The sequence below is a fragment of the Vibrio sp. 10N.286.45.E10 genome (genome assembly GCF_002874195.2).
In the GTDB taxonomy this organism is placed as follows: Bacteria; Pseudomonadota; Gammaproteobacteria; order Enterobacterales; family Vibrionaceae; genus Vibrio; species Vibrio crassostreae.
This window is the reverse complement of record NZ_MCWD02000001.1, coordinates 2240830-2253693: the sequence shown is the minus strand read 5'-3', so window position 1 is coordinate 2253693 and position 12864 is coordinate 2240830. Positions and strand designations below refer to the sequence as shown.

The window sequence follows — 12864 nt, the reverse complement described above, 5'->3', positions numbered from 1 at the left end:
AATTAGATGCTATGAATCGCTGATGAAAGACTATTTAGCGAACAGGTTCACTAATGTTCTTTCGTACATGTCAGTTAGCTTTTCTAAATCAGCTACTTTCACGCATTCGTTAACTTTGTGAATCGTCGCGTTCACAGGGCCTAGTTCAACGACTTGTCCGCCCATGCGCGCAATGAAGCGGCCATCAGACGTACCGCCAGTCGTTAGTAGTGCTGGTTTAACATCATTCACGTAACCTACTGCATCAACAATAGCATCAAGCAGTGAACCTGCGTCCGTTAGGAACGGGTCGCCATTGAATGTCCACTTAAGATCGTATTCGAAATCATACTTATCGAGTGTTGTTGTGATTCGCTCAACGATGATGTCGTTGCTTAACTCGGTACTAAAACGCAGGTTAAACTGAACATTAAACTCACCAGGGATCACGTTTGACGCGCCAGTACCTGCACTTACATTTGGAATCTGGAAGCTTGTTGGTGGGAAGTAATCATTACCCTTGTCCCACTCAGTTGTTGCCAACTCGTTGATAGCAAGCAGAGAGCTGTGTACTGGGTTGTTCGCTAGGTGAGGGTAGGCAACATGACCTTGTGTACCTTTAATCGTTAGATCGCCTGTGATAGAGCCACGACGGCCGTTCTTCACAACATCGCCTACGAACTCAGTGCTTGATGGTTCACCAACAATACACATGTCGATGTTCTCACCGCGCTCCATCAGTGCTTCAACAACACGTACGGTACCGTTGATGAACGGGCCTTCTTCATCCGATGTGATAAGGAAACCGATTGAACCTGTGTGGTCTGGATGCTCCGCAATGAACTGCTCGACTGCAACAATCATTGAAGCCAGAGAGCCTTTCATGTCCGCCGCGCCGCGTCCGTGTAGGAAACCGTCTACGATAGTCGGTTCGAATGGCTTAGTGTCCCACTGTTCAATTGGGCCTGCAGGGACAACATCTGTATGGCCAGCAAAGGCAAACAGAGGCGCCTCGGTACCACGACGAGCCCAAAAGTTCGTCGTATCTTCAAATACCATTACTTCGATTTCAAAACCGAGCGCTTTTAAGCGATTAATCATCAGCTCTTGGCAACCTGCATCTTCTGGTGTTACCGATTGACGGCTGATTAGGTCTTTTGCCAGAGCCAAAGTTGGGCTATCTGTCATCCTTGAATTCCTTGTTTAAATAAAACTTCTAGTCATTGATTTCAGGCGTTGAACAGGCGAAGTTCAACGCTTTGTTATCTGTTCTAATATTACTTATTACGTAAATTGCTGATTACGCAAAAATAGCCGCGTATTGGTCAGCTTTGAAGCCAATATGAAGCTTGCCATCGACTTTCAAGACAGGGCGCTTAATCATTGCTGGTTGTTCAACAAGCAGAGTGATTGCAGTTTGCTCCGTTAACGTGTCTTTTTGCTCTTGAGAAAGTTGGCGATAAGTCGTACCACGTTTGTTTAGTACAAGCTCCCAGCCAAGCTCTGAGCAAAAGTTTGTTACTAGCTCTTCAGTGATGCCTTGTTTGCGATAATCGTGAAATTCGAACTCGATACCTTCAGATTCGAGCCATTTCTTTGCTTTTTTGATGGTGTCGCAATTTGGGATACCAAACATAGTGATAGTCATTATTCTTCCTTTGGGTGATTTTATTTCATTGTTATGAGTTGAATCCTATCAGGAAGCAGCAATTCAGACAAAATAGAGTGAGGAATATTTCATTGAGCGAAAAAAAACAGTAAGAAAATGTCACTATTGGAGAGTTATTGATCAGCCTCAACATGTTGTCAGCGAAAAAAGAAATAATTGAGTTGCACATATATAGGAGGTGTCAATGGAGTTGAGTCCTGTTTTTGCAAGGCGGCTATATTTAGCATTGTTAGTCGAAAGCCTTGATAGGCCAAATGTGCCTAAACTCATCGAAAAAACGGGTTGGCCTCGTCGTACTATTCAAGATGTACTCAAGGCGTTACCGGGGATCGGTATCGAACTTATGTTTGTTCAAGATGGGCGACGTCATAATGATGGTTATTACCAGTTATCCGACTGGGGACCATTTGACAGTCAGTGGGTTCTAGAACGTAAAGGCGATATAGCAACAAGCCTTGGATTTAGTGCATAAGCCAGCGAAAGCTGGCTTTCTTTTGGGCGTCATAAAATCGAAGCATACCGATATGCCGATTTATTTGCTTACTCGCACAGGTAGGCGGTGCCAAGCATGGTAACCGAAGTCGCAAAATCTTGAGGTAAGGTAAAGATGACGGTATCTGCGCCTAGCTCAATGGCATTCGACTTAAGCTCATTAATCGCACCTTGAATCAGGGTGTCATTGGGAAAGAACAAATAGCTGTACCAGTGACCTTCGCTGCCAGTGACTTCCCCTTTATACTCGCATTGGTCGATATTAATCAGGCCGTGGTAGTCCATTTGTACTTTGTCAGCTTCGCTATGGGGCATTGATGTGGGTGTCGTGCAACCTAGCAATGCACCACTTATAATCAAAGCGACTAATTCCTTTTTCATACGATTACCCTGTTATTTCATCAAATAAATTGCGAAGCCTATCCAGCTAGCGACCAATAGTAGCCACGGCAATTTATTGGCGTGATTTGATGCGGTTTCAACACTTGTTTCGATCGTGTCTTCTTGGTTTTGGTTAGCTTGTTGAGTTTGCTTCTCTTTTTGTACGCGCTTCTTCGCTTTATCGGCTTGGCGGCTGCGCTCTTTTTGCTGTTTCTTATACAAGGCGATGCCTTTCTCAATACCTTGAGCAATCAGTTTAGTTTGTTCTTTGGTTTGAGCTGGCTTTTGAGTCGCTTTGGCTATCTTCAGTGCTTCTTGTTGAGATTCAACAGACGGCGTATTAGTTTTCTTTTTCATACTGAGTTCGATAATTAAAACGGATTGGCTACTAAGATAACGCAAAGCTAGTTAAGTATGAATGATTTGCGTTAAAGTGTTGGTTTGAAAATAAGTGAAAGTGAGATTTGTGCGGTACTCCATAGAACAATACGACAAGCACGGCTTTTTGAAAGCCCCGATCTTGCTCTGGTTAGGTTGGTTGTTTCTTGCTAAAGCCTTGGTCGTTTTCATTGTTGCAGGCGCAAGCCGAGAATCGGGAACGGATATCCTCGAGATAGTCTACCCAGATCATCAGATGTTTTATGTTGGAATTGCGTTGAGTATTCCTAGTTTGCTAATCATGTGGTTATTTGGGCTAAGATCTCCAGATAGAAAGCGCCTTAACAAAGTCGTGTCATGGGGGCGCGGGGTGACCATGATGGCTATCTTGGCACAGAGCTCCCATACGATTTATTTAATCTATTTGGATAACGGATGGTTCCGTTGGTCAAATGGCATCACCCTATTGTTGCTGCTGTGGTTGGCGCTTTACCTAACCAATAGCCATGCTGCAAGGGATTGCTTTAAAGTGGTTGAGCTCGAAGACTGATTCTCATCAAAACATTTGTCCCATTCACAATTATACTTAGAAGCTAAAACTGGAAGGAATAATCTATGCTTAATGTTTCAAATGAGCAGCCTAACGTTCAAAGTGCTATTTTGCCTGAAGCTGGGCCTTTCGCTCTTTACGTTCAACTTAAAGTGAACGCTAATACTGCTAATGTACTAGCAGAAATTCAAAAGCTTCCGACTCTAATCGAAGAGCTAAACCAAACTCAACCTGATGCGAACCTAACGGCGTCGGTTGCGTTCTCAAAAGCTTTTTGGGATAAGTTCGAGCAAGCTGCTCCCTCTGATCTAATTGATTTCCCTGCGCTTGGCGAAGGTGATGTGACAGCACCGAGCACACTGTCTGATGTTTTGATTCACTGTCATTCAAACCGACATGATCTGCACTTCTTCATCCTACGTAAATTGCTATCTGAAGTAGCGGCAGACGTTGAAGTAGTGGATGAAACTTACGGTTACCGCTTCCTAGACTCACGTGACATGACTGATTTCGTTGATGGCACTGAAAACCCGAAAGACGCACAGCGCGCTGAAGTGGCGATTGTGCCTGAAGGTGAATTCGCGGGTGGTAGCTACGTGATGGTGCAACGTTTTGTGCATAACCTACCTGCTTGGAACCGATTAAACGTATCGGCACAAGAGAAAGTGGTTGGCCGTACTAAACCAGACTCTATCGAGTTAGATGATGTTCCAGCAGCGTCTCACGTTGGCCGTGTGGATATTAAAGAAGAAGGCAAGGGTCTTAAAATCGTTCGTCACAGCCTGCCCTACGGCACAGCAACGGGCGATCACGGTTTACTGTTCATTGCTTACTGTAACGTTCGTCATAACTTTGATGCGATGTTAGAGAGCATGTACGGCGTAACCGATGGCAAAACCGACCAACTGCTTCGCTTTACTAAAGCCGTTACTGGCGCTTACTACTTTGCTCCTTCAACTGAGATGTTGAGTGCATTAACGATTAAGTAAGCCGTCTCAAAAAGAATGAACAAAAGGAGCCTCAGGGCTCCTTTTTTATTAAAGCTTTATATGAATTGGTCGATATAAGAGCAATCGTGAGTTTTATTCATCTTTTTGTAAGTGAAGGTCTATGGCTATAACTGTTAATACAAATGTCTCAGCGCTGGTGGCTCAGAGAAACCTCTCTAATGCCAACAACATGCTGAACCAATCTTTGGAGCGCTTGGCTTCAGGGAGTCGTATTAACAGCGCTAAAGACGACGCTGCAGGCCTGCAAATCTCGAATCGACTTGAAGCGCAGATGAGCGGTATTGATGTCGCTGTTCGCAATGCGAATGACGGCATCTCCATTATGCAAACTGCAGAAGGTGCGATGAATGAAACCACCAATATCATGCAACGCATGCGTGACTTGTCCCTACAAGCGAGTAACGGCTCGAATAGTTCATCAGAACGAATCGCCATTCAAGAAGAAGTGACCGCCTTAAATGACGAGTTGAATCGAATTGCAGAAACCACCTCATTTGGTGGAAAAAAGCTCCTTAACGGTAGTTTTGGTAGCTCGTCATTTCAGATCGGTGGTAGTTCTGGTGAAGCGGTGCAAATCGGCCTGAAAAGCATGCGCACCGATGACATCAACATGGGGGGCTTTAGTTATGTTGCCAGTGGCATGGCAAGTGACTCGTGGGAAGTAAAATCCAACCAGAATGATATGACGATGTCTTTTACCGACCGTTTTGGTCAGCCTCAAGAGATCGCCATTAATGCTAAAGCGGGCGATGACATTGAAGAGCTGGCGACTTACATCAATGGTCAAACAGATCTGGTATCGGCTTCCGTCAATGACGAAGGGCAACTTCAGATCTACATGTCTGGCGAAGATACGGCCGGCACGATCTCTTTCTCAGGTTCGTTAGCCAGTGAACTTTCGATGTCGGCGGGTTATTACGAATCTGTCGACGACATCAACGTGACCGATGTGGGTGGTGCGCAGCGTGCTGTCTCTATTTTGGATACAGCGATGAAGTACGTGGATAGTCATCGTTCTGAATTAGGCGCAATGCAAAACCGCTTTGATCATGCGATTAATAATCTCGAAAATGTTCATGAGAACTTGGCGACATCAAATAGTAGAATTAAAGATACTGATTACGCCAAGGAAACCACTCAAATGCTTAAGCAACAAATTTTGCAGCAGGTGAGCACCACAATATTGGCCCAAGCAAAGCAGGCGCCGAACCTTGCCTTAACCTTATTGGGTTAATAAATTGCCTAAAATATTATAAATGTGTTTCGGCTTAATCAGTCCGTTTGGTTAATTAAAATACAAATTGTCACTCGACCGACTTCTCGGCAACTTTAGTGTTTTTCTCATCTTTTTTTGATAATTTTACTGCCAGTCACGCTTTCTTCTCCTTTATCGCTATTTCTTTAATTTTGTTGTTTTTTTCCTAAAGGTTTCGCCAATCACGCCGTTATTAAAAGTAACTTAGAGATAACTACTTGGTTTTCCGAGACGTCGGAAACCGCTATACCGGAAAATCAATTGGAGAAGTCACCATGGCAGTGAATGTAAATACAAACGTATCAGCGATGACAGCGCAACGTTACCTAAACAACGCAAACAGCGCACAACAAACATCAATGGAGCGTCTAGCTTCAGGTTCTAAAATCAACAGCGCAAAAGATGACGCTGCGGGCCTACAAATCTCGAACCGTTTGAACGTTCAGAGCCGTGGCCTTGATGTTGCTGTACGTAACGCGAACGACGGTATCTCGATTGCACAAACTGCTGAAGGTGCAATGAACGAGACAACGAACATCCTGCAACGTATGCGTGATTTGTCTCTGCAATCTTCAAACGGCTCAAACTCAAAATCTGAGCGTGTAGCGATTCAAGAAGAAGTAACAGCACTGAACGACGAGCTAAACCGTATCGCGGAAACGACGTCTTTTGGTGGTAACAAGCTGCTTAACGGTACTCACGGTACTAAATCATTCCAAATCGGCGCGGATAACGGTGAAGCGGTAATGCTTCAACTGAAAGACATGCGCTCTGATAATGCTCAGATGGGTGGTAAGAGCTACCAAACTGAGAACGCGAAAGACAAAGATTGGAACGTTCAAGCAGGTTCTAACGACCTAAAATTGTCTTTCACTGACAACTTCGGTCAAGCCCAAGAAATCGACATCAGCGCAAAAGCGGGTGACGACATCGAAGAGCTAGCAACGTACATCAACGGTCAACAAGACTCTGTGAAAGCGTCTGTAACTGAAGATGGTAAGCTACAAATGTTTACTGGTAACAACAAAGTTGAAGGCGAAGTGGCATTCTCTGGTAGCCTTGCTGGCGAACTAGGCATGCAACCTGGCAAAGACGTAACGGTTGATACTATCGACGTAACGTCTGTTGGCGGCGCACAAGAGTCTGTAGCGGTTATCGATGCGGCACTTAAGTACGTAGACAGCCACCGTGCTGAGCTAGGTGCTTTCCAAAACCGTTTCGACCACGCTATCAGCAACTTAGATAACATTAACGAGAACGTTAACGCATCTAAGAGCCGTATTAAAGATACCGACTTCGCGAAAGAAACGACTCAGATGACTAAGTCTCAGATCCTTTCTCAAGCTTCAAGCTCGATTCTTGCTCAAGCGAAGCAAGCACCGAACTCGGCACTTAGCTTACTAGGTTAATCGATTGAAAGGCCACGTTGACCATAAGTATTTTTGATCATAAGCGTTAACGCTAGGCTTCCACAAATTAGCTCGTGGTGAGAGATGAGCGCTAAACAGACCCAGCTTCGGCTGGGTTTTTTATTGCCTGAAATTTGGTGAAGGTGTATTTGGAAAAGTGTAGTGCGGGTAAACAGAAGCAAAAGCGAGATTCCCTATCACGCTTTTTCCTCACTGTAGGGAATGACGACTACAGGGTGGTATTGATCTTCTATTGCTTACCTGAATCGAAGTCTTTAGTCGTCATCTCAGAATCGAGTAGAACGAGATATCAGAGAACTGCTGTTTGTTACACATCACAAGTGTAATTTGATGTATAGGCGAAATGCATTGAATAGCGCTTAATAACGTTTAGTCAAAACCTAGTTGGATAGTAGGGCGCAAACGGTCAGTGTGGTTGTGATTCTTTGAGGGAGCTTGGAGAAGAGTTTTGGTGTGATAGTCAGTATTGCTATCTGAGGTATTGAAAAAAACAGCAGGCACAAAAAACGCCACCCTTAGGTAGCGTTTTCATTAAAGCAGATAAGTAATCGAGATTACTTCGTTACTTTAAGAACTGGAGTTTCGCCAACAGTTACAGAACCAGAAAGCTTGTTCAGCTCCTTGATTTCGTCCATGTTAGAGATAACAACTGGAGTAAGCGTAGATTTCGCTTTCTCTTCTAGAAGCGCTAGGTCGAAAGTGATGATAGTGTCACCAGCTTTAACAGATTGACCTTCTTCAGCTACACGAGTGAAGCCTTCGCCTTTAAGTTCAACAGTATCGATACCGAAGTGAACGAAAAGCTCAACACCGTCGTCAGACTCGATAGAGAATGCGTGGTTAGTTTCGAAGATCTTACCGATAGTACCGTTAACTGGAGCTACCATTTTGTCGCCAGCTGGTTTGATCGCGATGCCGTCACCAACGATTTTTTCAGCGAAAACTACATCTGGCACATCTTCGATGTTTACGATTTCACCAGAAAGAGGTGCGATGATTTCGATTGCACCAGCATCAGCGCTGTCATCAGATACAAGCTTTTTCAGTTTGTCAAACAGACCCATTGTGTCATGCTCCTAACGTTTAGTTTTATTCTGTAGAATATACTATACCAATCTAACAAATTAGACGACTATTTTTAGCCGTCTAACTTTATTAAGCATTTGGCGATTACTGAGTTTTCTCAGCGATGAATTTTTCTACGCAAGCTTCAATTTCTGCAGCTGTAGGTAGAGATAGTGCTTCGTCAGCCATAGCTTTAACTTCAGCGAAGTTAGAGTTACGAATTACCTTCTTAACTTTAGGGATAGAGATACCGCTCATAGAGAACTCATCTAGACCCATACCAAGAAGAAGTAGCGTTGCACGCTCATCACCAGCAAGTTCACCACACATACCAGTCCACTTACCTTCAGCGTGTGATGCGTCGATCACTTGCTTGATTACTGTAAGAACAGCAGGAGATAGTGGGTTATATAGGTGAGAAATCATTTCGTTACCACGGTCTACCGCAAGAGTGTATTGCGTTAGGTCGTTAGTACCGATAGAGAAGAAAGATACTTCTTTCGCTAGGTGGTGTGCGATTGCAGCAGCAGCTGGAGTCTCAACCATTACGCCGATTTCGATTTCTTCATCGAAAGCTAGGCCTTCAGCGCGAAGTTCAACTTTGTACTCTTCGATTGCTTTTTTCAGTTCACGGATCTCTTCAACAGAAATGATCATTGGGAACATGATACGTAGTTTACCGTGTGCAGATGCGCGTAGAATGCCACGTAGTTGGTCACGTAGGATTTCACGACGATCCAAGCTGATACGTACTGCACGCCAGCCTAGGAAAGGGTTCATCTCTTGTGGAAGGTCCATGTATGGTAGGTCTTTGTCGCCACCGATATCCATAGTACGGATAATCACTGACTCGCCTTCCATTGCTTCAGCTACTTCTTTGTAAGCAACGTATTGCTCTTCTTCAGTAGGAAGCGCGTCACGGTCCATAAATAGGAATTCAGTACGGTACAGACCAACGCCTTCACCGCCGTTACGCAGGATACCGTCACAGTCTTTTACTGTACCGATGTTGCCACAAACTTCTACACGGTGACCGTCTAGAGTTTCAGCATGCAAATCTTTTAGTTTTGCTAGTTCAGCCGCTTCTGCTTCGAAATCTGCTTTGATTTTCTTAGCTTCCGCTAATTCAGCTTCAGAAGGGTTGATGATGATCTTGTTGTTCATCGCGTCTAGCACAAGCATGTCGCCGTTCTTAACTTGCTTAGTGATATCGTTAGTACCAACGATAGCTGGAAGCTCAAGAGAACGTGCCATGATTGAAGTATGAGATGTACGACCGCCGATGTCACAAGCGAAACCAAGAACGTAGTCTAGGTTGATTTGTGCAGTTTCAGATGGCGTTAGGTCGTAAGCTACTAGGATAACTTCTTCATTGATGTCTGCTAGAGATACAATGTTGATGCCTAGAGCATTTTTAACGAAACGAGTACCGATATCACGGATATCAGTTGCACGTTCTTTTAGGTACTCATCATCAAGAGACTCTAGTGCAACAGCTTGCTCTTCGATCACAGTGTGGATCGCGTTGTCTGCGTGCATTTTGTCTTTCTTGATGAGTGCTAAAATCTCTTCTTCTAGCTCTTCATCTTCAAGCAGCATGATGTGGCCTTCAAAGATTGCTTCTTTTTCTTCGCCAAAAGTTTCAAGTGCTTTTTGCTTAACAACTTCAAGTTGCTGAGAAGATTTGTTACGAGCGTCAAAGAAACGCTGTACTTCTGCTTCAACTTGGTCGTCAGAGATAGATTGAGTGTTTAGGACAATTTCATCTTCTTGAAGTAGTAGTGCTTTACCGAAAGCAATACCAGGAGATGCTAGGATGCCTGAAATCATAGCCTTACCTTAGTTGTTCAACTGTAAACGGGAGAGTGTGTGACTTTAAGTCGTCGACTAATGTCGCGCTTATTCCTATCTATTTCGAACAAAGCCACTTTGCTATGCAAAATGGCTTTGAAAGAAGGAGACCGTATTAGTGTAGTTGATCCATAAGAGCAACTAGGTGGTCAACTGCTTGCTGAGCTTGAGGACCTTCAGCTGAAATAGTAACGTTAGTACCTTTTACTAGGCCTAAAGTTTGTAGTTTGAACAGGCTTTTCGCGCTAGCGCTTTTGCCGTTAGAAGTCACTGTGATGTCAGCGTCGAAAGATTTTGCTTCTTTAACGAACTGTGCAGCTGGACGAGTGTGAAGACCGTTTTCTGCTGTGATTTCTACTTGCTTCTCGTACATTTTATATACCCCAATTAATTTATTTTTTGTAAGTTTGTAACCAGATTAGCTTAACTGCTTTAGCCCAAATGCGCTAGAGGCTAGTACGCCATGTTCGTGTTAGAACTTAGACTGGTTATAAATTTTTATCCAGCCATGGTCGTCTTTTGTTGAGTACTCATGACTTTCAGAATTTGTTTATTGCTTCTTTTATTTTGAAGCGAAAAATAAAACAGACCCGATATTACCAAAGGTGGGGCAGGGATCAACAAAAAAGCCCCTAAACGGGGCTTTTTTGGACGAAAAATTGATTTGACCACATATTATTGTTGGTTCTCTTTTTCCGTAAAGATGCCAGCAAATAGGGCTGTACTTAGGTAACGCTCACCAGAGCTTGGTAGTACGGTAACGATAGTTTTTCCTGCAAATTCAGGTAGTTCTGAGATTCTGTTCGCAGCTACAACTGCCGCGCCAGATGAGATACCTGCAAGAATACCTTCTTCTTTCATTAGGCGTTGAGCCATCTCAATCGCTTCTTCAGAAGTTACCGATTCAACACGGTCAATAATATCTAAATCTAGGTTTCCAGGGATGAAACCTGCACCGATACCTTGAATTTTGTGTGGAGCTGGCTTGATTTCTTCGCCTGCAAGCGCTTGTGCAATGACTGGAGACTCGGCTGGTTCAACTGCTACTGAAGTAATCGCTTTGCCTTTTTCACCTTTAATGTAACGACTTGTACCAGTGATAGTACCACCCGTACCAACACCCGCTACAAACACGTCGATTTCGCCGTCTGTTGCTTCCCAAATTTCAGGGCCAGTCGTCTGCTCGTGAATCTGTGGGTTTGCTGGGTTGTTGAATTGTTGTAGTAGTAGGTATTTACTTGGATCTGAAGCAACAATCTCTTCTGCTTTAGCAATCGCGCCGTTCATGCCTTTTGGTGCTTCAGTCAGCACTAGGTTTGCGCCAAGCGCTTTAAGCAACTTACGACGTTCTAGGCTCATTGACTCAGGCATAGTTAGCGTTAGCTTGTAACCGCGCGCCGCGGCTACGAAGGCAAGAGCAACACCAGTGTTACCACTAGTCGGTTCAACAAGCTCAATACCTGGCTTCAGAGTACCTGCTTTTTCTGCTTCCCAGATCATGTTTGAACCGATACGACACTTAACACTGAAGCTTGGGTTACGAGCTTCGATCTTAGCTAGGACGTTACCTTTGCTTACTTTGTTAAGGCGGACTAGAGGTGTGTTACCAATCGTTAGGGTGTTGTCTTCGTAGATCTTGCTCATGCGATATTCCTTCATTTAATGACAGAACTAAACGTAGTATATCAATCACTTTACCGTCTAGTGTCTTTCGATGTTTGTTTAGCTTGAATTTAGATTAAACAAGTTAAAAAAAAGGTAAAAGGATTAAAAAGTTATATCATATAGATATGTAGCAGAATTGACGCCTATCTTTATTGAAATCAGAACTTCAAAAAGATAGGCGAAACTAGGAAGTATAGGCAGGGTTAAAGACGAGAACTATAGACGTGAGCGTAGGGCTTGGTCTTTAAACTCAGCAACCCACATTGCTGTTGCGCCACAAACGGCAACGGGCATTACAATCAGGTTTAAAATTGGAATGGTCGTGAAAACAGAAACAAGCGCACCGAAGCAGTAGCTCTTACCTTGTTTTTGTTTCAAATTGTTTCTCATGTCATCGAACTTGATTTTATGATTATCGAACGGGTAGTCAGCGTATTGAATCGCTAACATCCATGCTGTGAAGATGAACCATAAAAACGGTGCAACGGTTTGCCCTAGTGCTGGAATTAACAAAAGTAGGAATAAACCGATCGCTTTTGGCAGAACGTAGACAAGCTTGCGCCATTCTCTCGCTAATATACGTGGGGTATCTTTGAGAACATCAAGTAAACCATCGTCATTCACTTTTTTACCGCTCAGCAACTCTTCAACTTTTTCCGCGAGCAAGCCGTTGAACGGTGCGGCAATGAAGTTAGCGAGCGTACTAAAGAAATACGAGAACGTGGCCAAGATGGTTAACACTAGTAATGGCCATAAAATGTATGACAACCACGATAAGAAGCTTGGTAACGCACCAATCCAACCTTCAATCCAAGTGTTTAGGTTGGAGAAGATATAAAACAAGGCACCACCAACGAGTAACACGTTCGCGATAAGTGGCATGAGTACAAACTTACGAATGCTCGGTGACAAAGCGATTTTTATTCCGAAAATAAAATAGCCAAAGCCGGAGCGGGGAACAGATTCAATAGTCATATTTAAATTAGGTCACATGTGAATTTGATTAAATAGCAAACATGTCTAGTGTACTCGACCAAAATTAAGAAAAAAAGCGTGGTGAAAATCACACCATGTAAGGAACTAATTGTATTAAGTTGTTCTAAAACAGTGGCTACTTTTGATAGAGTAGTGAGATTAGC

The 12864-nt window shown here is 43.7% G+C and carries 14 protein-coding genes; 5 read left to right on the top strand and 9 right to left on the bottom strand.

The features are described 5' to 3' along the window. Window positions 1–30 precede the first annotated feature (30 nt). Window positions 31–1167, bottom strand: coding sequence for a succinyl-diaminopimelate desuccinylase (gene dapE, locus BCU34_RS09900; protein WP_102432035.1), 1137 nt, complete (start codon window positions 1165–1167; stop codon window positions 31–33). 112 nt (window positions 1168–1279) lie between these two features. Next, window positions 1280–1627: an ArsC family reductase gene (locus BCU34_RS09895; RefSeq protein ID WP_102479003.1), complete on the bottom strand. Its 348-nt coding sequence runs from the start codon at window positions 1625–1627 to the stop codon at window positions 1280–1282. A gap of 205 nt (window positions 1628–1832) precedes the next feature. Between BCU34_RS09895 and BCU34_RS09890 the strand changes: the two genes are divergently transcribed. After that, a complete protein-coding gene (locus BCU34_RS09890) occupies window positions 1833–2120 on the top strand; it encodes a winged helix-turn-helix domain-containing protein (protein WP_004741665.1) in 288 nt (95 codons plus the stop codon). A 68-nt stretch (window positions 2121–2188) separates the two neighbouring features. On the opposite strand, the gene BCU34_RS09885 is transcribed toward BCU34_RS09890, so the two are convergent. Continuing rightward, entirely contained in the window at window positions 2189–2521 is a 333-nt protein-coding gene (locus tag BCU34_RS09885; RefSeq protein WP_102479002.1) for a DUF4156 domain-containing protein, read from the bottom strand. A 12-nt stretch (window positions 2522–2533) separates the two neighbouring features. Then, complete coding sequence (locus BCU34_RS09880) at window positions 2534–2878, bottom strand: DUF2956 domain-containing protein (protein WP_102479001.1); 345 nt, start codon at window positions 2876–2878, stop codon at window positions 2534–2536. A gap of 109 nt (window positions 2879–2987) precedes the next feature. Here BCU34_RS09880 and BCU34_RS09875 point away from each other — a divergent pair, with 109 nt between their 5' ends. The 4 genes from BCU34_RS09875 to BCU34_RS09860 all read left to right on the top strand — a co-directional run bounded on the left by BCU34_RS09875 (window position 2988) and on the right by BCU34_RS09860 (window position 7123). Further along, the gene (locus BCU34_RS09875; protein ID WP_102479000.1) at window positions 2988–3449 is read left to right on the top strand and encodes a DUF2919 domain-containing protein; all 462 of its coding nucleotides are present in this window, start codon (window positions 2988–2990) and stop codon (window positions 3447–3449) included. Between the two features lie 65 nt (window positions 3450–3514). Further along, window positions 3515–4438: a Dyp-type peroxidase gene (locus tag BCU34_RS09870; protein WP_102432031.1), complete on the top strand. Its 924-nt coding sequence runs from the start codon at window positions 3515–3517 to the stop codon at window positions 4436–4438. 121 nt (window positions 4439–4559) lie between these two features. After that, window positions 4560–5693 (top strand): flagellin, encoded by a 1134-nt coding sequence (locus BCU34_RS09865; RefSeq protein WP_102432030.1) that lies wholly within the window; start codon window positions 4560–4562, stop codon window positions 5691–5693. A gap of 296 nt (window positions 5694–5989) precedes the next feature. After that, the gene (locus BCU34_RS09860; RefSeq protein ID WP_048659821.1) at window positions 5990–7123 is read left to right on the top strand and encodes a flagellin; all 1134 of its coding nucleotides are present in this window, start codon (window positions 5990–5992) and stop codon (window positions 7121–7123) included. A gap of 575 nt (window positions 7124–7698) precedes the next feature. Here BCU34_RS09860 and crr read toward each other — a convergent pair. From crr to cysZ, 5 genes are all read right to left on the bottom strand, one after another. Further along, window positions 7699–8208 carry a PTS glucose transporter subunit IIA gene (gene crr / locus BCU34_RS09855; protein ID WP_004737851.1) on the bottom strand — a complete coding sequence of 170 codons (510 nt, stop codon included), beginning with the start codon at window positions 8206–8208 and terminating at the stop codon, window positions 7699–7701. Window positions 8209–8314: 106 nt separating this feature from the next. Next, complete coding sequence (gene ptsI / locus BCU34_RS09850) at window positions 8315–10039, bottom strand: phosphoenolpyruvate-protein phosphotransferase PtsI (protein WP_048660880.1); 1725 nt, start codon at window positions 10037–10039, stop codon at window positions 8315–8317. Between the two features lie 136 nt (window positions 10040–10175). Then, on the bottom strand, window positions 10176–10433 hold the full coding sequence (locus BCU34_RS09845) for an HPr family phosphocarrier protein (RefSeq protein ID WP_004734263.1): 258 nt from the start codon (window positions 10431–10433) through the stop codon (window positions 10176–10178). A gap of 302 nt (window positions 10434–10735) precedes the next feature. Then, window positions 10736–11704 (bottom strand): cysteine synthase A, encoded by a 969-nt coding sequence (cysK, locus tag BCU34_RS09840; RefSeq protein WP_102479242.1) that lies wholly within the window; start codon window positions 11702–11704, stop codon window positions 10736–10738. Window positions 11705–11941: 237 nt separating this feature from the next. Continuing rightward, window positions 11942–12700 (bottom strand): sulfate transporter CysZ, encoded by a 759-nt coding sequence (cysZ, locus tag BCU34_RS09835; RefSeq protein ID WP_102479243.1) that lies wholly within the window; start codon window positions 12698–12700, stop codon window positions 11942–11944. Between the last annotated feature and the right edge of the window lie 164 nt (window positions 12701–12864).

What these genes read in the sequence shown, in the direction of transcription:
- BCU34_RS09895 (WP_102479003.1), bottom strand. Translation starts at nt 1,627, where the DNA reads ATGACTATCACTATGTTTGGTATCCCAAATTGCGACACCATCAAAAAA.
- crr (WP_004737851.1), bottom strand. Translation starts at nt 8,208, where the DNA reads ATGGGTCTGTTTGACAAACTGAAAAAGCTTGTATCTGATGACAGCGCT.
- BCU34_RS09870 (WP_102432031.1), top strand. Translation starts at nt 3,515, where the DNA reads ATGCTTAATGTTTCAAATGAGCAGCCTAACGTTCAAAGTGCTATTTTG.
- cysK (WP_102479242.1), bottom strand. Translation starts at nt 11,704, where the DNA reads ATGAGCAAGATCTACGAAGACAACACCCTAACGATTGGTAACACACCT.
- BCU34_RS09880 (WP_102479001.1), bottom strand. Translation starts at nt 2,878, where the DNA reads ATGAAAAAGAAAACTAATACGCCGTCTGTTGAATCTCAACAAGAAGCA.
- BCU34_RS09890 (WP_004741665.1), top strand. Translation starts at nt 1,833, where the DNA reads ATGGAGTTGAGTCCTGTTTTTGCAAGGCGGCTATATTTAGCATTGTTA.
- cysZ (WP_102479243.1), bottom strand. Translation starts at nt 12,700, where the DNA reads ATGACTATTGAATCTGTTCCCCGCTCCGGCTTTGGCTATTTTATTTTC.
- BCU34_RS09885 (WP_102479002.1), bottom strand. Translation starts at nt 2,521, where the DNA reads ATGAAAAAGGAATTAGTCGCTTTGATTATAAGTGGTGCATTGCTAGGT.
- dapE (WP_102432035.1), bottom strand. Translation starts at nt 1,167, where the DNA reads ATGACAGATAGCCCAACTTTGGCTCTGGCAAAAGACCTAATCAGCCGT.
- BCU34_RS09860 (WP_048659821.1), top strand. Translation starts at nt 5,990, where the DNA reads ATGGCAGTGAATGTAAATACAAACGTATCAGCGATGACAGCGCAACGT.
- BCU34_RS09865 (WP_102432030.1), top strand. Translation starts at nt 4,560, where the DNA reads ATGGCTATAACTGTTAATACAAATGTCTCAGCGCTGGTGGCTCAGAGA.
- BCU34_RS09845 (WP_004734263.1), bottom strand. Translation starts at nt 10,433, where the DNA reads ATGTACGAGAAGCAAGTAGAAATCACAGCAGAAAACGGTCTTCACACT.
- ptsI (WP_048660880.1), bottom strand. Translation starts at nt 10,039, where the DNA reads ATGATTTCAGGCATCCTAGCATCTCCTGGTATTGCTTTCGGTAAAGCA.